This window comes from Kitasatospora sp. NPDC048365 (genome assembly GCF_043200835.1).
GTDB classification, from domain to species: domain Bacteria; phylum Actinomycetota; class Actinomycetes; order Streptomycetales; family Streptomycetaceae; genus Kitasatospora; species Kitasatospora terrestris.
The window spans coordinates 103,860-123,046 of record NZ_JBICYJ010000005.1; the positions used below are offsets into that span (position 1 = coordinate 103,860).

The window sequence follows — 19,187 nt, forward strand, 5'->3', positions numbered from 1 at the left end:
CCGCCCGCCGGGGCAGCGGGTTCGGGCACTCCATCTCCCTTGTGGTGCAAGGGGGTTGTGCCGCGGAATGCGCGGCAGCGCGGGCGTGCACCGGCTCGTGCGCGGCGCACGCGGCGCGCGTGGGTTCAGGCGCCGCTGAACTCGTCGGCGGCAACGGCGTCCCAGAGGCCCGTCCAGGCGGCCACCGGCACGACCAGCTTCGGCCCGCCCGGGTCCTTGCTGTCGCCGACCACCATGAGGCCGTGGGACTCGACCAGGGCCTTGGACCAGATGACGCACGAGCCGCCGTTGCCGCTGTAGCGGCTCTTCTCGTAGCTCAGTTCGTTCAGGTTGATGCCGTCGTACATCATGCTGACAGTTCCTTCCGGGCCTGGCGGATCACTGCAAGGGATGCCGCCTGGGACAGTGCCTCGACCTGCAGCCGATCGTAGTCCCTGTCCCACTCCGTCACTGTGGTGATATCCCGCTCCAGGTAACCCCTTTGGTGGGTTTCCGTGTAGCCGAGCGTGGTTCCGTCCCGCAGGGTCAGTAGAATCACCGGGCGCAAAAACGGCCGGCCCTCGCCGAGGTCGAACGGGGCGATCTGGATGATGAACGCCGGCTGCTCGGCGAGGCGCTCCAGGTGCTCCAACTGGCGCGCGAGGACGGCCGGCCCGCCCACCGCGCTGCGGACGCAGCTCTCGTCCAGCACGGCGTGCACCAGCGGCGGCGGCCTGCGCTCCATGCTGCCCTGGCGGGTGAGCAGGAAGGCGACGCGTTCGTCCGCCTGTTGGCGGGTGGCGCTTCCCCGGGCGACGGCCCCGGCCTCCAGCGCCTGGGCGTACTCGTGGGTCTGCAGGAGTCCCGGGACCACGCCCAACTCGAAGATGCGGATCACCGAGGCCCCGGCCTCCTGCTGGGCGTACTCCGGGAAGCCCTCGAACAGGGCGGTGTGGCTGATGTTCCAGTACATCAACTCGAGGGTGCCGCCGGTGTCGAGGGCCGCGTCCGCCCGCTGGGCCAGTACGAGAGTGGGATTGCGTTCCGCTCTTTCGATACACGACAGGTAGCTGTCGCTGTAGCCGATCAGCCGCCCGAAGCGGACCTGCGAGAGCCCTTTCGCCTCGCGTGACCTGCGCAGTTGGACGCCGAACGCCGCCGTCGGAGATGACGACGGGTCAAGCTCGGTACGTCGCACGGTCGATCCCCCTGAGAGCTCCGAGTCCCACACCCGCAAGTGTCAAGTGCGGGGGACTTCCGATGCTAGCCCCGCGTGCCGATCCTTGAATGCAGAACGTGACGACAGGTGAACGGAGCGGTAGGTGGATTACGGGCTGGAGGAGGACGAGGAGCAGCGGCTGAGGCGGTTCCGCGCACTCGGCGAGGAGACCGCCGAGCGCCTGGAGACGGCCTTCCGGCTCGCGGGTCTCTGTCCGCCACCGGGTCTCTCCCCGCAGTACGGTGTCCGGGCGATGGCGGACGGTGCCCACATCGCCCTCGGCGGGGCCGGCGCGCACTGGTCCGCGCAGCTCGCCAACGTGCTGATCGAGTACGCCGTCCTCAAGGGCTACGTGGTGACGGGCGGTGACGTGCGGTCGGTGATCACGGTGGAGCAGCTGGCCGCGCTCGGCCTGGTGCCCGCGGTGATCCCCGCGGTCCCGGACGTCCAGGCGGTGCGTCCGAAGCTGACGCTGTACCGGGAGTCGGCGGGGAGCAGCTCCGGGGCCGCGTGACGGCCCCGCCGGTCCGTGAGCGCTCACAGCAAGATGTCCCAGGAGTGGTTCACGGTACCGAAGTTGACGGAGCGAGGCGTCTTGACGCCGTTCCGACAGGCGGTGATAGTGGGTGTCGCTCGAGGCGGCCGTCCAGGGCAAATTGTGAGCGCTAACAAACGCTCTCCCCCCACCCACCCGCGCAGGAGCTCTCCATGACCGTCCACCGATGGATCCGCCGTGCCCGGCGGACCGCGCTCGGGGCCGTCCTGACGGCCGCCCTCACCGCCGGATTCCTCACCGGCACGGCCGCCACCTCACAGGCCGCCACCCAAGGCCCGTGCGACATCTACGCCGCCGGCGGCACGCCCTGCGTCGCGGCGCACAGCACCACGCGGGCGCTCTACGGCTCGTACGGCGGTGCGCTCTACCAGGTCAGGCGCGCCACCGACGGCGCCACCAGGGACATCGGCGTGCTCGGCGCCGGCGGCTACGCCAACGCCGCGACGCAGGACGCCTTCTGTGCCGGCACCAGCTGTCTGATCACGGTCCTCTACGACCAGACCGGCAGGGGCAACCACCTCACCCAGGCCCCCGCCGGCGGCGCGGCCGGCGGTCCCGACAACCTGGCCAACGCGGTCGAGGCCCCGGTCACCGCCGGCGGCCACCCGGTGTACGGCGTCTACGTCGCCCCCGGCACCGGCTACCGCAACAACCGCACCAACGGCATCGCCACCGGCGACCAGCCCGAAGGCATGTACGCCGTCCTCGACGGCACGCACTTCAACGGCGGCTGCTGCTTCGACTACGGCAACGCCGAGACCAACAACCTCGACACCGGCAACGGCCACATGGAGGCCATCTACTTCGGCGACAGCAAGGTCTGGGGCTACGGCTCCGGCACCGGCCCGTGGGTGATGGCGGACCTGGAGAACGGCCTGTTCTCCGGCGTGAACCCCGGCTACAACGCGGGAGACCCGAGCGTCGCCCACCGCTTCCTCACCGCGATCGTCAAGGGCGCCCCCAACCAGTGGGCGATCCGCGCGGGCAACGCCCAGTCGGGCGGCCTGTCCACGTACTACGGCGGACCGCGCCCCAACGCGGCCGGCTACAACCCGATGCACAAGGAGGGCGCGATCATCCTCGGCATCGGCGGCGACAACAGCAAGAGCTCGGCGGGCACCTTCTACGAAGGCGTGATGACCTCCGGCTACCCCTCGGACGCCACCGAGAACGCCGTCCAGGCCAACATCGCCGCCGTCGGCTACAGCAGCGCCCCCACCGGCACCGGGTCGCTCACCCCGGGCTCCCGGGTCTCGCTGCGGGCCACCACCGCGTGCTGCACCGGCGACTACCTCGCCCACGACGACGCGGACGACAAGGTCGCCATCGCCGCCGTCACCGCCTCCAGCCCGTCCACCCTCAAGGCCGACGCCAACTGGACCGTCCGCGCCGGCCTGGCCAACAGCTCCTGCCTCACCTTCGAGTCGGTCGACCGGCCCGGCCGCTTCCTCCGCCACTTCAACTTCGAACTGCGCCTCGCCGCGGACGACGGAGGCAGCCTGTTCGCCCAGGACGCCACCTTCTGCCCCACCACCGGCAACAGCGGGACCGGCACCTCCTTCCGCTCGGCCAACTACCCGACCAAGTACCTGCGCCACTACGCCTACCAGGCCTACATCGCGGCCAACGGCGGATCCAACGCCTGGGACAGCACCACCAGTTGGGCCGCCGACACCAGCTGGCTGGTCACCCAGCCCTGGAGCTGACGCGACCCGTGCGCGGGGGGGGGGGGGGGGGGGGGGGGGGGCGCGCCCCCCCCCCCCCCCCCCCCCCCCCCCCCCCCCCCCCACGCACGGAAACGGCTTGGACGGGCGGTGCGAGGTTGCTAAGGTTCGAGGCACCGTGACAGGACGCGAGGAGGTGTGACCCATGAGAGCTGGATCGAGGTGGGTGCTCCCCCTTTCCCTCACGGTGACCGACTGACCCAGGTGTCGATCGGGAGCGCCCCGCCACAACGCAGGCACTCCCGAAAGGCGAAAGCCATGAACACCACCTTCACCGTCACCCGGGTCGACGAGACCCGCTGGCAGGCCCGGGCGGGCGACCTGGTCGTCGGCCACGGCGACCTCTCCCCGCGCCCCGACGGCCGGCGGTTCGTCAGCATCGACGTCTGGGACGACGCGGCCTTCGCGCCGCTCGCCGACGCCATGCTCACCGCCCTGCCCGGCCCGCTGCGCACCGTCGTCGCGGGCGACGACGGCGACCTGACGTCCCGCTGGGAGCGGGCCGGGTTCGCCCCCGAGCGGCGGGAGTGGGAGTACCTCCTGCCCACCGCCGGCACACCGCGACGGCCGGCGGCCGAGGACGTGACGATCCTACCCGCCGGGACGGCCGACGAGGCCGAACTGCGGGCCCTCGACCGGGCCGTGCGCGCCGAGGTCGAGGCCGGCCCCGGCTGGCACACCATGCCCGCCGAACTCCGCTCCGGCCCGCCCGGGGACACCCTGGTCGACCCGTCGCTGTACGCGGTCGCCGTCCACCGCGGCCGGTACGCCGGCCTGGTCCGCGTGGTCCGGGTCCGCGGACGGGCCCGGATCGGCCTGCTCGCCGTCCGCACCGCCCACCAGCGGCACGGCATCGGCCGGTCCCTGCTCGCCCACGCCCTGCACACCCTGCACGACGCCGGGGTCCCCACCGCGTGGGCCGAGGTGGACCGGTCCAACGCCGCCGCCACCGCCCTGTTCGAGAGCCTCGGCGCCGAACGCGCCGGCCACACCCTGCAACTGGTGCGCCGCTGACTCCCGTCGGCCCGCCCACCGCCGAACACCCCTTCACCCCGCACCAGAGAATCGAGACGCCTTGCCACGAGTAGCCAAGGGCCTGGAGATCGAGGGCACCGTCCTCGAATGCCTGCGCAACGCCACCTTCACGGTGGAACTGCAGAACGGCCACAAAGTGCTCGCCCACATCAGCGGGAAGATCCGCAAGAACTACATCAAGATCCTCCCGTTCGACCGCGTCCTGGTCGAACTCAGCCCGTACGACCTGACCCGCGGACGCATCATGTACCGCTACCGCAACTGACGCGTCGCCCCGCCCCGCCGCTCCGGCGGCGGGGCGCCCGCGCGGGCACCGAAAAACGACGGGGCACGACGGAGGCCTACGGTTATGCTGCCGATGTGGCCGTCGTAGCGATCTCTCGCCGATTTACCGGCCCCCCGGCCCCCGATGGGCGCCGCAGGGGTCGGACCTCGCCACGTCTTCGGAGCTGAGCGGGCCGACCGCCGAGCGGCCGGGCCCAGGGGCCGGGGGGTCTCACCCACCCCCGTCACCGCCCTTGGCCAGGAGGCCGACATGCCCGCCCATCTCTCCGCCGACAAGCTCGCGCACGACCTGTCCGTCCGGGACCTCACCGACCCCGCCGCCGGACCGCACGCCCTCCAACTCGTCCTCGACCGCGCGGTCGACGCCCTGGCGCAGCGCTGGGGCTGCGAGGTCCGCCGGTGCCGCGGCGAGCGGACCGTCAGCGTCGAGGACAACTACGACAACCTCGGCTACCGCCCCGACGACATCACCCGGGACGCGCGCTACACCCGCTACGTCGACGACCGGACCATGCTGCGCAGCCACTCCAGCGCCCTGGTCCCCGCCGCACTCCGCGCGCTGGCCGCCGACCCGGACCCGGCCGAGGACGTGCTCCTGGTCTGCCCCGGCCTGGTCTACCGGCGCGACAGCATCGACCGGCTGCACACCGGCACCCCCCACCAGCTCGACCTGTGGCGGCTCACCCGCCGCCCGGCCCCCATGACCACGGCCGACCTGGACGACATGGTCACCACCCTGGTCACCGCGGTCCTCCCCGGCGCCGCACACCGCCACGAGGACCGCGTCCACCCCTACACCCGCTCCGGCCGCCAGGTGGACGTGGAGCGCGACGGCGAGTGGATCGAAGTGGCGGAGTGCGGTCTGGCGCACCCCCGGGTGCTGGAACGGGCCGGCCTGGACGCCTCGTGGAGCGGCCTCGCGCTCGGCATGGGGCTGGACCGCATGCTGATGCTGCTCAAGAACATCCCGGACATCCGGGTCCTGCGCTCGGCCGAGCCGTCGGTGGCCGCCCAGATGGCCGACCTCGCCCCGTACCGGCCCGTCTCCGCGATGCCGGCGATCCGCCGGGACCTGTCGGTCGCCGTCGACCGCGACGACCTCGCCGAGGACCTCGGCGACCGGGTCCGCGACGCGCTGGGGGCGGACGCCGACTGTGTGGAGTCGGTCGAGATCCTCGCCCGGACACCGTGCGCCGAGCTCCCCCTGCAGGCCCTGGAACGGCTCGGAGCCCGCCGGGACCAGGAGAACGTCCTGCTGAAGGTCGTCCTGCGACACCTGGGCCGCACCCTCACCGACCACGACGCCAACCTGCTGCGCGACCGCGTCTACGCCGCGGTCCACCGGGGCAGCGCCCACCAGTGGGCGACCGGAGGCTGACCCCGGGGCACGCCGTTCAGCGCCAAGTGCGGCAGCAGGCTCAGCACCAGGTACGGGCGGCCAGCGCGAGCGTGGCGACCGCGGCGAGCAGGAGGACCGCGTTGAGGGCGATCCGGCGGTCGCCGCGCGCCAGGTGGACGCCGGTGGCGGCGAGCTGGAGGAGGACGAATCCGGCCGCCGCCGCGGCCGCGAGGCAGGGCGCGATGCCGGTCAGCGGGGGAAGGACCAGGCCGAGCGCCCCGAGCACCTCGACCAGGCCGATGGCCCGCACGGCGGGCATCGGGGTGCGGTCCACCCACTCCATCATCGGGAGCAGCTGCTCGCGGCTGCGGAGCAGCTTGACGCCGCCCGCGTAGAGGTAGAAGACGGCGAGGAGCCCGGCCAGGATCCAGGTTGCGAAGGTCATGACCCGATCCGATCGCGCGGGCGGGCCGGGTGTCCAAGACCCGTTCCGGGCAGCCGATACCGTACGGGTATCGTGGCTGCATGGAGCTGCGTACGCTGCGGTACTTCGTGACGGTGGCAGAGGAACTCCACTTCGGCCGGGCCGCCGTCCGGCTGCACATGAGCCAGCCGCCGCTGAGCCGGGCGATCCGGCGCCTGGAGGACGACCTCGGGGCGCAGTTGCTGCTGCGGTCGGCGGCGGGCGTGGCGCTCACGCCGGCCGGTGAGGTGCTGCTGGCGGAGGCGCGGGACCTGCTGGAGCGGGCCGCGCGGATCCGCGGGCGGGTGGCATCGGCGGCCGGCCCCGCCGTGCTGACCGTCGGGCTGCTGGGGGACAGTTCGGACCCGGCGGTGACGCGGCTCGCCGCCGAGTACCGCAGGCGCCACCCCGGCGTGGAGGTGCGGATCCGGGAGACCGACCTGACCGATCCGACCTGCGGGCTGCGCGCCGGGCGGGTGGACGTCGCGCTGACCCGCGGCCCGTTCGGGGCCGACGGGTTGGCGGTCCGTGAGCTGCGGGCGGACCCGGTGGGCGCGGTGCTGCGGGCCGACGATCCGCTGGCGGGACGGGCGAGCCTGACCCTGGCCGATTTGGCCGGGCGGCCGTGGTTCCAGTTCCCGCCCGGGACGGACCCCGCCTGGCAGGCCTACTGGAACGGCGGCGAGCCGCGCGAGGGCCCGGTGGTCCGGGCCGTCCAGGAGTGCCTGCAGGCCGTGCTGTGGAGCGGCACGGTCGGGATCGCCCCGCTCGGCCACGAACCGGCCGCCGGGCTGGCGCTGGTGCCGGTGGCGGACATGCCGCCGAGCCGGGTGGTGGTCGCCTGGCGGGAGGGCGAGGAGAGCGTTCCGGTGCGCGAGTTCGTCCGCATCGCGCGGACGGTGTACGGGGGCTGAGCCGCCCGGCGGTCGCTCCGCCGATCGGTGATCGGTGATCGACCCTACCGTTGGGCGGGTGCGACGCTCCGTCAGCCGGCCGCGGAGCGGAGCCGCACGCAGCACTCGCCCGGCGTGGGGTCGAGGACGGCCTCGACGCCGGTGACCTCCAGTCCGTCGAGGTAGCCGGTCAGGAAGGCGTGGTTCATGCCGCACACCAGGGCGGGCGCCTTGGCGGCCAGCGGGTGGAAGGGGCAGTTGCGCAGCCGTACCTCCGCCGGAGCCTCCCGGGTCGGCTCGAAGCCGTACGCCTCCAGCATCCGTTCACACATCGTCAGGCCGCGTTCGGCGCCGAGACGGCCGGGGCGGGCGGCGTCGCGGTCCGCCCCGCCGAGCGCGCGCCCGCGCCGGCCCGCGACCCGGACAGCGGTGTCGGTGGCGGGCTGTTCGCCGGACCCGTCCAGCACCGCTTCGAGCAGCAGCTCGGCCAGCAGCTCGTGCCGACGGTCGGGGATGCTCACGGTGATCTGCGCGTCGGTGGGCTCGTAGAGCCGGGGCCGGCGGCCGACCCTGCGAGGCGCGTCGGGGGTGTCGGGGGCGCCGGGCGTGCCGAAGTGGGTGCGCAGCAGCCCGGCATCGACGAGCTTGTCGAGGTGGAAGGCCGCGAGCTTGCGCGAGATGCCGACGCTGGCCGCCGCCTCGTCGCGGGTCACCGGCCGACCCGCCCGCCGGACGAACGTGAACATCCGCCGCCGGGACTCCTCGCCGAGGGCGCTGACGGAGTCGATCCCGTCCGTCGGCGTCACGGTCGTCGCACTCTCATCGCTGGCCACGCATCCACGATAACTCCTACCGGCGCGGGTCGACCCGTCCGTGCGGCGCTCTGGCCTGCACTCTTGACGGCCGCAGTGAATAAAGACAACACTTGTTGGTGAAATAACCGGGAAGGGGTCGAGTCGTGCGCAGTGAGCGGCAGGTGCGGGCGCAGCAGCGGGTGAGCGCGGTGGTGGACATGTACGACTTCCAGGTGGCAGCGGCGGAACCGGTGCCGGGCCCGGTGCCGGTGCCGATGTCGGGGCCGGCCGGGGCGGCGTTGCGGGTCGTCCCCGACGCCGACGGCATCGACCTCGCGGCGGCCGAGAGCGCGGCCGCCGGGTTCCTACAGGCCCTGGGCATCTCCACCGCCCGGGAGGGCATGCGCGGCACTCCCGGACGGATGGCGCGCGCCTACGCCGAACTGTTCAGCCCCCGCCCGTTCGACCTGACCACCTTCCCCAACGACGAGGGCTACGACGAACTGGTCCTCGCCCGGTCGATCCCGCTGCGGTCCGTCTGCGAGCACCACCTGCTGCCCTTCGTCGGCACCGCCCACGTCGGCTACCTGCCCGGCGGCAGGATCCTCGGCCTGTCCAAACTCGCCCGGGTCGTCGAGTACTTCGCCTGCCGTCCGCAGGTGCAGGAGCGCCTGACCAAGCAGATCGCCGACTGGCTGCAGCAGCAGCTCGACCCCAAGGGCGTCGGCGTCGTCGTCGAAGCCGAGCACACCTGCATGACCCTGCGCGGCGTCCAGGCCACCGGCTCCAGCACCGTCACCTCGACCCTGCTCGGCACCCTGCGCGACGACGCCCGTTCGCGCGCCGAGTTCCTCGCCCTGACCGGCCTCACCGGCGCCCTCGGCTGACCGCCGGCGTCGCACAGAAGCCCGCCTGGCATGCTGGCCCGCATGGATGCCGACGCTCTGACACCGGTCCACCTCGACAAGGTGATGGACGGGTTGGCGAGGAATTCCGCCCTGCCGGCTTCCATGGTTCGTCGGCTGTTCGCATGGCGGCGGGGCACGGGGGACGTGGCGAACCGTCCGGACCTCACCGAGGACATGATCGCCGAGATCCTCGCGATCGACGACGGCCGGCTCCTGCACAGCCTGGCGCTCAACGAGCGGCTGCCGGACCGGTTCCGTATGCGACTGGCCGCACATCGGGACGGTGCGGTGCGGGCCGCGCTGGTGATCCGTGCCGCGAGCGCACCGCGGAGCATGCTGGAACAGCTCATCGACGATCCCGATCCACGGGTCCGTACGTACCTGGCTCAGGGCCACTGGACGCCGCCCGACCTCCGGTCCCGCCTCGCCGCCGACTCGGACCCCGCGATCCGCGCCGCGCTGGCGAGGCACTGGCCACAGGCGCCGGAGGCGGTCCGCCGGATTCTGCTGACCGATCCCGAGGCCGGGGTCCGCGCTGCGGCCTGTTCGACCTACTACGCGCATCGGCCGTATCCGACGCCGCCGTCGGACCTGCTGCCGGCGCTGTTGGCGGACCCGGTGACCCGGGCGGGCGCGGTCGTTCACGCCGTTCTCGAGGCGGACACCCTGCAGCGGCTCGCCGCAGATCCGGACAGCGAGGTTCGCGCCGAGCTCGCCCGGCATCCCGACCTGCCGCCGTCGGCCCGCGACGCCCTTGCGGTCGATCCGGCCCTGAGCGTCCGGGTGAAGGTCTTCGCCCGGCCGGACACGCCCGAGCACGTGCGGGCGCAGATCCACGCCTCGGTCCACGAGGTGTCGCGCTCGACGGCTGATCCGGACCCCGACGCGGACGACGACACGGTCCTGCGGTGGTACGAGAACGCGTTCGCGCCCACGGAACTGCGGATCCTTCGGCTGCCTTGGGTGACGGCCGATCCGCTGCCGCACATCGACTCGCCCTACGTCGGCTTCCGGGTCTCCGCGGCTGCCGGCAAGGCCCTTCCCGCCGACGCGGTGGCCCGACTGCTCGACGACGAAGAGGAGATGGTCCGCCTCACGATGGCGCACACCGCCCCGCACCTGGTCGATCCCGCGACCGCCGAGAGCATCGAGCGCCGCTACCGGCCCCGGGGGGACAAGTTCACGTTCTGGTGGGACGAGAGGGAGGTCCTGACGTTCCCGCCGGCGACCTTGCGCCGCTTCGCCACCGACCCCGAGACCCGGCTCCGCTCCTTCGCACCCCGCGATCCGGATCTGCCCCCGGAACTCGCCGAGAAGCTGGCCGCCGACCCCGAAGACCGCGTCCGCCGCGCGGTCGCGCCCCACCGCAACCTCCCGCTGCCGGCCCTGCTCCGTCTCCTCGCCGACTCCTCGGAGCGCGTCGCAGAAGCCGCCGCGGCCTCACCGTTCCTTCCGCGCGAGCACATGGAGCGGCTGCTGGACCGGGCGGGTCTGTAGCCGCCGACCCGCCCGGGCCCCGCTGGTCCGACAACGAGCAGCGGCCCGTGCCGTCCGTACTCGTGCGACGGCCCCGGGTCCGCGGCGTCACGCCGGTCGCGGATCCGGGGCTGCGTCGGTCAGTCGCCGACGGCCACGTCCACGTCCACGTCGGCCTCCCAGCGGAGCAGGTCGCCGGGCTGGCACTCGAGGACCTCGCAGAGTGCGGCGAGGGTCGCGAAGCGCACCGCCTTGGCGCGGCCGTTCTTGAGGACGGCCAGGTTGGCGGGCGTGATCCCCACGCGGTCCGCGAGCTCGCCGACGGACATCTTCCGCCGGGCCAGCATCACGTCGATGTCGACGGCGATCGGCATCAGATCACCTCGTCCAGCTCGGCCTGCATCCGCGTCGCCTCGACGTCGCGGGCGACGGCCTGGGCGAGCAGCATCCGCAGCACCAGCACGATCAGCGCGACCCCGAGGATCGCCACACCGATCCCGGCCATGATGACGGTCACGCCCGGGTCCTCGCGCTGGCCCGGCGCGTTGACGGCCGTCACCGCGAACCAGACCAGGGCGGCCGCCACGATCGAGCCGATCACGCCGTCGACGTACCGGAACGCGGCGTGGGAGAACACCGTTCCCCGCCGCACCATCCCCACCAGCTGCCAGACGCAGACCAGGGCGACCTCGGCCGTCAGCAGGCCCACGATCGTGATCACCCGGAACGCGGTCAGTGGAATCGACCCGTCCTCCGGATCGCTTCCGCTGATCAGCACCCACGCCATCAGCACCTGCACCAGCACGGTGCCGGTGAACACCACCGCGAGCACGGTGCGCAGCGCACCCACTGCCAGTCTTCCCACAGCGCTTCCTTTCCATCGACTTGCGATGGAAAGCTATCGAAAAACGATAGGTCTCACAAGGCGTGCACCCGAAGGCGTGCCCCCGGCTCAGCCGAAGGTACGCCGGTAGGCCTGCGGGCTGACCCCGGTGGTGCGCTTGAACCGGTCCCGGAAGGCCGTCGGCGAGCCGAAGCCGACCTGGCCGCCGATCCGCTCCACGGGGTGCCGGGTGGTCTCCAGCAGGTGCTGCGCCTGGCGGATCCGGGCGCGGTGCAGCCACTGCAGCGGCGTGGTGCCGGTCTGGTCGCGGAACCGCCGGATCAGGGTGCGGGTGCTCGTCCCCGCCCGCTCGGCGATGTCGGCGAGGGTCAGCTCCCGGGCCAGGTTCTCCCGCAGCCAGCCGAGCAGCGGCTCCAGCTCGGACCCCTGCGGCGTGGGCGCGTGGTCGTGGACGATGAACTGCGCCTGCCCGCCCTCCCGTTCGAGCGGCATCACCGACAGCCGGGCGGCGTCGGCGGCGACCGCCGAGCCGTAGTCGCGGCGGATCATGTGCAGGCACAGGTCCAGGCCCGCCGCCGCCCCCGCCGAGGTGAGGAACTGGCCGTTGTCGACGTACAGGACGTCCGGGTCGACCTCCACGGTGGGACGGGACGCGGCCAGCAGCCCGGCCGCGCGCCAGTGCGTGGTGACCCGCAGCCCGTCCAGCAGCCCGGTGGCGGCCAGCGGAAACGTCCCCACGCAGATCGAGGCGATCCGGGTGCCGTCCGCGGCGGCCGAGCGCAGCGCGTCGTGCACGGCGGGGGAGAGCGGGGCCGCCGGGTCGGCGACGCCCGGCACGACGATCGTGTCCGCGCCCCGCAGACCCTCCAGCCCCCACGGCGCACGCAGGGTGAACGCCCCCGCGTCGACCTCCTCGCGCTCGGCGCACACCCGCACCCGGTAACCGGGCCGCCCGTCGGGCAGCCGGGTCCGGGAGAAGACCTCGATCGGCGTGGAGAGGTCGAACGGGATCACCCGGTCCAGCGCGAGTACGGCAACGGTGTGCATGGCCAGAACCTACCTCCCCGCCGGACGCCGACCACAGCCGCCGGCGCAGGAACCTGCAGGTCGGAAAGGTCCTGGCGGTGGTGTCACTTTCCCGTTGAAAGCCGTCACTCCCGCCACTGGGCGACCGCACCGTCGGACGGTTGACTTCGGAGCGTCCGATCGCGAACGACCCCGAAGGAAGCCCCCCATGCACGTCCAGGTAGTCCTGTTCGACGGCTTCGACCCGCTCGACGTCATCGCCCCCTACGAGGTGCTGTACGCCGGCGGCTCGGCGTCCGACGGCGCGGTCACCGTCGAACTGGTCTCCGCCGAAGGCCCGCGCGACGTGGTCAGCGGCACCGGCGGGCTGGCCCTGCGCGCCGCCGGCGCCGTCGACCTGCAGCGGGCCGACCTGCTGCTGGTACCCGGCGCCTCCGGGCGGGTGGGCGAACCCGGCGACGTCCCGGAGGACGAGATCGGCGCCGGCGAACGGCAGCAGGACGAGTTCATCCCGGTGCTGCTCGGCCGCACGCTCACCACCGAACTCCCCGCACTCCTGCGGCAGGCGATGGACGACCCGGACACCACCGTCGCCACCGTCTGCGGCGGCTCGCTCGTCCTGGCCCTGGCCGGCCTGCTGGAAGGCCGCCACGCCACCACCCACCACCTCGGCCTCGACCTGCTGGACGCCACCGGCGCCCACGCCGTCCGTGCCCGGATCGTCGACGACGGCGACCTGATCACCGGCGCCGGCGTCACCTCCGGGCTCGACCTCGGCCTCTACCTGCTCGAACGCGAAGTGGGCCCCCGCGTCGCGCACGCCGTCGAAGAGCTCTTCGCCCACGAGCGGCGCGGCACCGTCTGGCCCGCCAAGGGCCCCGTGCCCAGCACGCTCTGAGCCTCCGCTCCCTCGTCCGCCCTCCCCTTCACACCGTCAGGAGACCTTCACCATGTCCGTCGCAGGCACCTGGGACCTGTCCATCGCCACTCCCATCGGCAGGCTCGACGCCGTCGTCGACCTCCGCGAGCAGGGCGGCACCCTCACCGGCATCGCCCACGGCGCCGGCGAGGACGTGCCCCTCACCGACCTCGTCCTCGACGACGACCGGCTCACCTGGAAACAGGCCGTCACCAAGCCCCTGCGCCTCAACCTCGCCTTCGACCTGACCGTCACCGGCGACACCCTCCACGGCACCTCCAAGGCCGGCCGCCTCCCCGCCTCCAAGGTCACCGGAACCCGCCGCCCCGCCCGGCGCTGATGCGGCCTCGGGGGTGGCAGGTCCCGGGTGCTCGGGGTGTGTCACCTTGCGGCGTGGATGCAGTTGGTCGGTTCGAGCGGGCCGAGGTCGGGGACGAGCAGGGTGCGTTGTCCGCCGGCCTCGCACGCGTTGTTGCGCGGCGGTTCCATGGTTGCCCCGAGGACTGTCGTTCGTGGGCCGTTGCGGGTGGCGAGGACGAGCGGCATCCCGTCCGTCCAGTCGCCCGCCCGCCAGTGGCCGGAGATCCTGGCCCGGCCGTCGTTCCGGCGCTCTACCGCGACCACTCTGAAGTGGAACCAGCCACCGTTGCCCCGGCCTCCCGGCTGGTACACCGCCCCGCAGTAGGCGCAGGGCCGGGGCGCCCAGGGTGATGGAACGTCGGAGACGCTCATGCCGGTTGCACACCCTCTCGCACCGGAACCGACTCGGTCACGGTCGGCATTCTGCAGGTGCCGCCGGGCCGTGTCATCCGGATTCCACGGCCCGGGCCAGGAGGTCAGGCGTTGACCACGCCGGTGGCGAGGAGGCCCATCAGGAGGAGGCCGATGACGATGCGGTAGACGACGAAGGCGTTGAAGGAGTGCTTGGCGACGTACTTGAGCAGCCAGGCGATCGAGGCGTAGGCGACGCCGAAGGAGACAGCGGTGCCGACGGCGACGGGGAGGGGGTCGACGCCGCTGCCGAGGGCGTCCTTGAGTTCGTAGAGGCCGGCGCCGGTGAGGGCGGGGATGCCGAGGAAGAAGGAGAGGCGGGTGGCGGCGACCCGGTCGAGGTCGAGGATCAGGGCGGTGGACATGGTGGCGCCGGAGCGGGAGAACCCGGGGAAGAGCAGGGCGAGGATCTGGGCCGAGCCGACGATCATGGTGTCGCGCAGGTCGGTGTCGTCCTCGCCGCGCTTGTGGCGGCCGACGTGGTCGGCGACCCACATGAGTCCGCTGCCGGCGATCAGCGAACCGGCCACCACCCACAGGGAGGCGAGCGGTCCGTCGATCAGCGGCTTGGCGGCGAGGCCCACGACCACGATGGGGGCGGTCGCGTAGATGACCCACCAGGCGAACTTGTAGTCGTGGTGGTAGCGCTCCTCGCGGTCGACCAGGCCCCGGCCCCACGCGGAGACGATCCGGACGATGTCCTTGAAGAAGTAGACCAGGACCGCGGCGATCGCCCCGACCTGGATCACCGCCGTGAAGCCGACGACGGCCTTGTCGTCGACCGGGATCCCCATCAGCCCCTCGGTGATCTTCAGGTGGCCGGTCGAGGAGATCGGGAGGAACTCGGTCACCCCCTCGACCACTCCGAGCACGGCGGCCTGCATCACGCTGATGGCACTCACGGCGGACTTCCTCGCTTCACGGCGGTTCTGGTACCGGACCAGCTTGCCGTACCGCGGGGGTCCGCGAGCGCCGTCGGTGGCGGGTCGTCAATTTCCTGGTGAGCCCTTGAACCGGTGTTCACCCGGCCGTTCCCGGCGCCGTGCACGCTGCTGCCCGCACGGACTTCGTACGGCGCACCCTCCGGGAGACAGCACATGAACAGACGTATCCGCGCGGCCGCCTGCCTCGCCCTCGCGATGAGCGTGGTGCCGGCCACCGTCGCGACGGCGGAGCAGGGCGGCGGCCCGACCCGCGGCGCCCGGGCGCCGTTCACCCTGGCCGTGTACGGCGACGCCCCGTACGGCACCTCGCCGACCGACACCGCCGAGTTCCAGGCCACGCCGGCGTTCATCGCCTACGTGAACGCCGACCCGGACGTCAGCACCGTCATCCACGTGGGTGACATCCACTCCGGCAAGCAGTACTGCACCGCCGCGTACGACGAGTCCGTCGCCGCGCTCTGGCGGACCTTCGCCGACCCGCTGGTCTACACCCCCGGCGACAACGAGTGGGCGGACTGCCACAAGGCCGCCGAGGGCGGCGGCAAGTACAACGCCGCGACCGGCAAGGTCGACCCGGTGCTCGACCCGGTCACCGGGCAGCCCGTCGACCACGCGGCGGGCAACCCGGTCGCCAACCTGGACCTGGTCCGCCGGACCTTCTTCCCGCAGGCCGGCCACACGCTCGGCAGCGGAACGCTGCGGGTCCTCTCCCAGGCCGAACTCCCCAACCCGGCGCACCCCGAGGACGCCGAGTACGTCGAGAACGTGCTGTGGATCAAGAACGGCACGCTGTTCGTCACGGTCAACGTCCCCGGCGGCTCCAACAACGACGCCGACCCCTGGTACGGCGCGCCCACCGCCTCCCCGGAGCAGCTCGACGAGGCCGCCCGGCGCACCGCCGCCGACCTGCGCTGGCTGGACGCCGCCTTCGCCGTCGCCCACGTCGGCGGGATATCCTCCGTCGTGGTCACCACCCAGGCCGACATGTGGGACCTGGACGGCAAGCCCGCGACGCACGTGGCCGGCTACGAGCCGATCGTCGCGAGCCTCGCCTCGCACACCACCACGTTCGGCAGGCCGGTGCTCCTGCTGATGGGCGACTCGCACGTGTACCGCTCGGACAACCCGCTCAGCCAGGGCGCGCCCTGCGCCGGCGACGGGGACGTCTGCTCCACCGACGCGTGGAGCAGCCACCCCGGGTACGACGTGCCGAACTTCCACCGGATCGTTGTCCACGGCAGCACCGTGCCGCTGGAGTGGCTGAAGCTCACCGTCACCCCGGGCGCCCACCACCCGACCACCGACACGTCCTTCGGGCCCTTCAGCTGGACCCGGACCACCGAGCACTGACCGCCGAGCGCGGGAGGCGACCGGGCGTCAGCCGTAGAGCGCGGCCATCGCCCGCGTCGCGGCCGCGAGGCGCTCGCGCAGGTCGGGCGGGGCGAGGACCTCGACCTGCGGTCCCAGCATGAGGAGTTGGCCTTCCGCGTGCGTCGCGCTCTCGATCGGGATCGAGGCGCGGCGCCAGCCGCCCGGGTGCTCGGGCGTCCCCGCGTCGACGGCCTCGACGACGGCGGGCGCTGCGATCTCCCGCAGCCGTTCGACGCCGGCGGGGGAGATGCGGATCTCGGCGCGCCCCTGCCAGAGCCGCTCCTGGAGGCGCTCGGAGTGCTCCTGCCAGTGCGCGGCCAGGTCGAAGCCGGGCGGCACCGCGAACTCCTCGTCGAGTGGCCGGAGTTCGAGGATCTGGCTGATCCGGTAGACCCGCGGCGCATCACCGCCCGCGTGGGCCACCACGTACCACTGGCCCGCCTTGAGCACGACGCCGTACGGTTCGAGCCGCCGCTCCACGAGCTCGGGGGCGTACCAGCGCCGGTAGCGGACCCGGACCGCCCGCCGCTGCCACACCGCCGCCGCGACCGCGGGCAGGTGCGGGACGTCGTCGGCGTTGCGGTACCAGCCGGGTGCGTCGAGGTGGAAGCGCTCGCGGACGCGCCGGGCCCGGCGGCGCAGGCCCTCCGGCAGGGCGGCCTCCAGCTTGAGCTCGGCGGCGGTCAGCACCGGGCCGAGCCCCAGCTCGGCCGCCGGCCCGGGCAGCCCGGCGAGGAACAGCGCCTCCGCCTCGCCCGCGGTCAGCCCGGTCAGGCGGGTGCGGTAGCCGTCGAGGAGCGCGTAGCCGCCGTCGTGGCCGGGCTCGCCGTACACCGGGACGCCGGACGCGGCGAGCGCCTCGACGTCCCGGTAGACCGTCCGGACGGAGACCTCCAGCTCCGCCGCGAGCTCGGCGGCGGTCATCCGGCCGCGGTTCTGCAGGAGCAGGAGGAGGGAGAGGAGTCGGTCGGCGCGCATGGCGCCGAAATCTAGCCGCATCCACTGACAGCCGGTGTCAGTGGATCGGCCCTAGCGTCCCGGCCATGGACAACAGCACCGGCTTCGGCTTCTTCACCGGCACCTACGACGTGGTCAACCGTTGGCGCAAGGACTTCCTCGACCCGGCCGAGGGCGACGGGCGCTGGGAGGAGTTCCCCGGCGTGACCCGGGCCTCCGCGCACTTCGACGGCCGCGCCAGCTTCGACGAGATCGAGTTCCCGACCAAGGGCTTCGCGGGCCTGGCCCTGCGCCTGTACGACCCCGCGGCCGACGCGTGGTCCCTGTACTGGGCGAGCGGGCGCACCGGCACCCTCTTCCCGCCCGTCACCGGAGGCTTCCGGCCGGACGGCACGGGCCTCTTCCTCGGCGACGACGAGTACCGGGGCCGCGCCGTGCAGGCCCGCTTCCTCTGGTCGGGGATCACCGCGACCACGGCCCACTGGGAGCAGGCGTTCTCCGTCGACGGGGGACGGAGCTGGATCACCAACTGGCAGATGGACTTCACCCGCCGGACCGGCTGACCGGTTGGCCGGCCGGCCGCGTCCTACCCGCCGGCCGCCTCCTCCCGGTCGCCGCGCAGGGCGCGGACGAGCCAAGAGTGCACCGGGACGAGGCCGGGCACCTCCTGCCAGCCGTTGACGATCCAGACCAGCCGCCAGTACCGGTCCACCGCGGGGTCGTGCGCCTCCTCGAAGCGGCGGGCCAACCAGTCCCGGAACTCCGGGCCGGGGCTGCGCCCGAACGCCTCGGCGAAGCGCCGGACCAGGTCGTCGACCACGGCCGCGGCCCGCTCGCTCCCCGGCGCGATCCCGCACTCCGCGGCCTCGGTCACCCGCCGGTGGGTCCAGGCCGTCAGCTCCTCACCGGCCTCGACCTCGACGGCGGCCGGGTGAGCGGAAGCCGGTCGCCCGGCGGCCAGGCCGGGGGAGCTCCGCCGCATCCGCTCCCGGAACTCCTCGTCCCCGACCAGCTCGGCGAGCTCCACCCAAGCGGCGACCTGCTCGTCGGACGGATCGTCGGGCAGGTCGGGGACGGCGGCGCGCAGCATCGCGCCCGCGCCCGCGCCCGCGTCCGGGCCGGTATCCGGGTCGGCGGCGGGGCCGGGGTGCGGGCCGGCGCCAGGGTCGGGGAAGGTGCCGGTCAGGAAGTCGTCGATCAGGCGCCGACGCTGCTCGGCGGTGAGACGGGTGAGGCGGGTGAGCCGGTGCACGTGGGTGGTCTCCTCGGGGTCGGAACCGCGCCGGGCCACCGCGCGCAGCACGTCCCGGCGCAGCCGCAGCTCCCGGATCCGCAGGTCCAGGGCGTCGGCGTGCGCGGCGGCGACCTCCGCGACCGTGAGTTCGCGATCCAGCACCCGCCGGATCGCGGGAAGGTCGATGCCGAGCTCGCGCAGGGTGCGCAGGAGCTCCAGGCGCAGCAGCGCGTCGAGGTCGTAGAGCCGGTAGCCGGCGGCGGTTCGAGTGGTCGGCGCGACCACCCCCTCGTCGGAGTAGAACCGGATCGTCCTGACGGACAGTCCGGTCCGGCGGGAGAGCTCACCGATCGGGAAGAGGGTCGTCGCGTCCATGCCCCCCACTGTGCAGCCTCCAGTCGGTGGAGACTCAACCCGGTTCCGTCACCCCGATGGACCAACCCGGCTGGG

The 19,187-nt window shown here is 73.1% G+C and carries 23 protein-coding genes; 12 read left to right on the forward strand and 11 right to left on the reverse strand.

Going from position 1 to position 19,187, the window contains the following annotated elements; genetic code table 11:
• Positions 1-125: 125 nt before the first annotated feature.
• Positions 126-350, reverse strand: a complete 225-nt coding sequence (locus ACGFX4_RS06710; protein ID WP_393070883.1) for a DUF397 domain-containing protein — start codon at positions 348-350, stop codon at positions 126-128.
• Complete coding sequence (locus tag ACGFX4_RS06715) at positions 347-1,177, reverse strand: Scr1 family TA system antitoxin-like transcriptional regulator (RefSeq protein WP_393070884.1); 831 nt, start codon at positions 1,175-1,177, stop codon at positions 347-349. The genes ACGFX4_RS06710 and ACGFX4_RS06715 overlap by 4 nt, the downstream gene beginning before the upstream one ends.
• A gap of 124 nt (positions 1,178-1,301) precedes the next feature.
• Here ACGFX4_RS06715 and ACGFX4_RS06720 point away from each other — a divergent pair, with 124 nt between their 5' ends.
• The 5 genes from ACGFX4_RS06720 to ACGFX4_RS06740 all read left to right on the forward strand — a co-directional run bounded on the left by ACGFX4_RS06720 (position 1,302) and on the right by ACGFX4_RS06740 (position 6,176).
• The gene (locus ACGFX4_RS06720; RefSeq protein WP_393070885.1) at positions 1,302-1,712 is read left to right on the forward strand and encodes a hypothetical protein; all 411 of its coding nucleotides are present in this window, start codon (positions 1,302-1,304) and stop codon (positions 1,710-1,712) included.
• A 194-nt stretch (positions 1,713-1,906) separates the two neighbouring features.
• A complete protein-coding gene (locus tag ACGFX4_RS06725; protein ID WP_393070886.1) occupies positions 1,907-3,460 on the forward strand; it encodes an alpha-L-arabinofuranosidase B in 1,554 nt (517 codons plus the stop codon).
• 276 nt (positions 3,461-3,736) lie between these two features.
• Positions 3,737-4,492, forward strand: coding sequence for a GNAT family N-acetyltransferase (locus ACGFX4_RS06730; protein WP_393070887.1), 756 nt, complete (start codon positions 3,737-3,739; stop codon positions 4,490-4,492).
• Positions 4,493-4,553: 61 nt separating this feature from the next.
• Complete coding sequence (infA, locus tag ACGFX4_RS06735; RefSeq protein ID WP_393070888.1) at positions 4,554-4,778, forward strand: translation initiation factor IF-1; 225 nt, start codon at positions 4,554-4,556, stop codon at positions 4,776-4,778.
• 270 nt (positions 4,779-5,048) lie between these two features.
• Positions 5,049-6,176, forward strand: a complete 1,128-nt coding sequence (locus tag ACGFX4_RS06740; RefSeq protein ID WP_393070889.1) for a hypothetical protein — start codon at positions 5,049-5,051, stop codon at positions 6,174-6,176.
• A 40-nt stretch (positions 6,177-6,216) separates the two neighbouring features.
• Here ACGFX4_RS06740 and ACGFX4_RS06745 read toward each other — a convergent pair whose 3' ends face one another.
• The gene (locus tag ACGFX4_RS06745) at positions 6,217-6,582 is read right to left on the reverse strand and encodes a DoxX family protein (RefSeq protein WP_393070890.1); all 366 of its coding nucleotides are present in this window, start codon (positions 6,580-6,582) and stop codon (positions 6,217-6,219) included.
• An 80-nt stretch (positions 6,583-6,662) separates the two neighbouring features.
• Here ACGFX4_RS06745 and ACGFX4_RS06750 point away from each other — a divergent pair, with 80 nt between their 5' ends.
• Positions 6,663-7,514, forward strand: coding sequence for a LysR family transcriptional regulator (locus ACGFX4_RS06750; RefSeq protein WP_393070891.1), 852 nt, complete (start codon positions 6,663-6,665; stop codon positions 7,512-7,514).
• Positions 7,515-7,585: 71 nt separating this feature from the next.
• Here the strand turns inward: ACGFX4_RS06750 and ACGFX4_RS06755 are convergent, their stop codons facing one another.
• Entirely contained in the window at positions 7,586-8,326 is a 741-nt protein-coding gene (locus ACGFX4_RS06755) for a helix-turn-helix transcriptional regulator (RefSeq protein ID WP_393070892.1), read from the reverse strand.
• Positions 8,327-8,562: 236 nt separating this feature from the next.
• On the opposite strand from ACGFX4_RS06755, the gene folE reads away from it, so the two are divergent.
• Together folE and ACGFX4_RS06765 are read left to right on the forward strand one after the other, a co-directional pair.
• Complete coding sequence (folE, locus tag ACGFX4_RS06760) at positions 8,563-9,174, forward strand: GTP cyclohydrolase I FolE (RefSeq protein WP_393071073.1); 612 nt, start codon at positions 8,563-8,565, stop codon at positions 9,172-9,174.
• Between the two features lie 30 nt (positions 9,175-9,204).
• The gene (locus tag ACGFX4_RS06765) at positions 9,205-10,692 is read left to right on the forward strand and encodes a hypothetical protein (protein WP_393070893.1); all 1,488 of its coding nucleotides are present in this window, start codon (positions 9,205-9,207) and stop codon (positions 10,690-10,692) included.
• A gap of 119 nt (positions 10,693-10,811) precedes the next feature.
• Here ACGFX4_RS06765 and ACGFX4_RS06770 read toward each other — a convergent pair whose 3' ends face one another.
• From ACGFX4_RS06770 to ACGFX4_RS06780, 3 genes are all read right to left on the reverse strand, one after another.
• On the reverse strand, positions 10,812-11,045 hold the full coding sequence (locus ACGFX4_RS06770; protein ID WP_393070894.1) for a helix-turn-helix domain-containing protein: 234 nt from the start codon (positions 11,043-11,045) through the stop codon (positions 10,812-10,814).
• A complete protein-coding gene (locus tag ACGFX4_RS06775; RefSeq protein ID WP_393070895.1) occupies positions 11,045-11,536 on the reverse strand; it encodes a DUF2975 domain-containing protein in 492 nt (163 codons plus the stop codon). Before ACGFX4_RS06775 ends, ACGFX4_RS06770 begins: the two co-directional genes overlap by 1 nt.
• 87 nt (positions 11,537-11,623) lie before the next feature.
• On the reverse strand, positions 11,624-12,562 hold the full coding sequence (locus tag ACGFX4_RS06780; RefSeq protein ID WP_393070896.1) for a GlxA family transcriptional regulator: 939 nt from the start codon (positions 12,560-12,562) through the stop codon (positions 11,624-11,626).
• 187 nt (positions 12,563-12,749) lie between these two features.
• Between ACGFX4_RS06780 and ACGFX4_RS06785 the strand changes: the two genes are divergently transcribed.
• On the forward strand, positions 12,750-13,439 hold the full coding sequence (locus ACGFX4_RS06785; protein WP_393070897.1) for a DJ-1/PfpI family protein: 690 nt from the start codon (positions 12,750-12,752) through the stop codon (positions 13,437-13,439).
• 52 nt (positions 13,440-13,491) lie between these two features.
• Positions 13,492-13,800 carry a hypothetical protein gene (locus tag ACGFX4_RS06790; protein ID WP_393070898.1) on the forward strand — a complete coding sequence of 103 codons (309 nt, stop codon included), beginning with the start codon at positions 13,492-13,494 and terminating at the stop codon, positions 13,798-13,800.
• A gap of 41 nt (positions 13,801-13,841) precedes the next feature.
• Here ACGFX4_RS06790 and ACGFX4_RS06795 read toward each other — a convergent pair whose 3' ends face one another.
• Both ACGFX4_RS06795 and ACGFX4_RS06800 read right to left on the reverse strand, forming a co-directional pair.
• Complete coding sequence (locus tag ACGFX4_RS06795; protein WP_393070899.1) at positions 13,842-14,192, reverse strand: hypothetical protein; 351 nt, start codon at positions 14,190-14,192, stop codon at positions 13,842-13,844.
• A 104-nt stretch (positions 14,193-14,296) separates the two neighbouring features.
• A complete protein-coding gene (locus ACGFX4_RS06800; RefSeq protein ID WP_393070900.1) occupies positions 14,297-15,133 on the reverse strand; it encodes an undecaprenyl-diphosphate phosphatase in 837 nt (278 codons plus the stop codon).
• Between the two features lie 195 nt (positions 15,134-15,328).
• On the opposite strand from ACGFX4_RS06800, the gene ACGFX4_RS06805 reads away from it, so the two are divergent.
• On the forward strand, positions 15,329-16,525 hold the full coding sequence (locus tag ACGFX4_RS06805; RefSeq protein WP_393070901.1) for a hypothetical protein: 1,197 nt from the start codon (positions 15,329-15,331) through the stop codon (positions 16,523-16,525).
• 27 nt (positions 16,526-16,552) lie between these two features.
• Here ACGFX4_RS06805 and ACGFX4_RS06810 read toward each other — a convergent pair whose 3' ends face one another.
• Positions 16,553-17,524 (reverse strand): helix-turn-helix transcriptional regulator, encoded by a 972-nt coding sequence (locus ACGFX4_RS06810; protein ID WP_393070902.1) that lies wholly within the window; start codon positions 17,522-17,524, stop codon positions 16,553-16,555.
• Positions 17,525-17,589: 65 nt separating this feature from the next.
• Between ACGFX4_RS06810 and ACGFX4_RS06815 the strand changes: the two genes are divergently transcribed.
• Complete coding sequence (locus ACGFX4_RS06815; RefSeq protein WP_393070903.1) at positions 17,590-18,066, forward strand: hypothetical protein; 477 nt, start codon at positions 17,590-17,592, stop codon at positions 18,064-18,066.
• A 23-nt stretch (positions 18,067-18,089) separates the two neighbouring features.
• Here ACGFX4_RS06815 and ACGFX4_RS06820 read toward each other — a convergent pair whose 3' ends face one another.
• Positions 18,090-19,112: a MerR family transcriptional regulator gene (locus ACGFX4_RS06820; protein WP_393070904.1), complete on the reverse strand. Its 1,023-nt coding sequence runs from the start codon at positions 19,110-19,112 to the stop codon at positions 18,090-18,092.
• Positions 19,113-19,187: the final 75 nt, after the last annotated feature.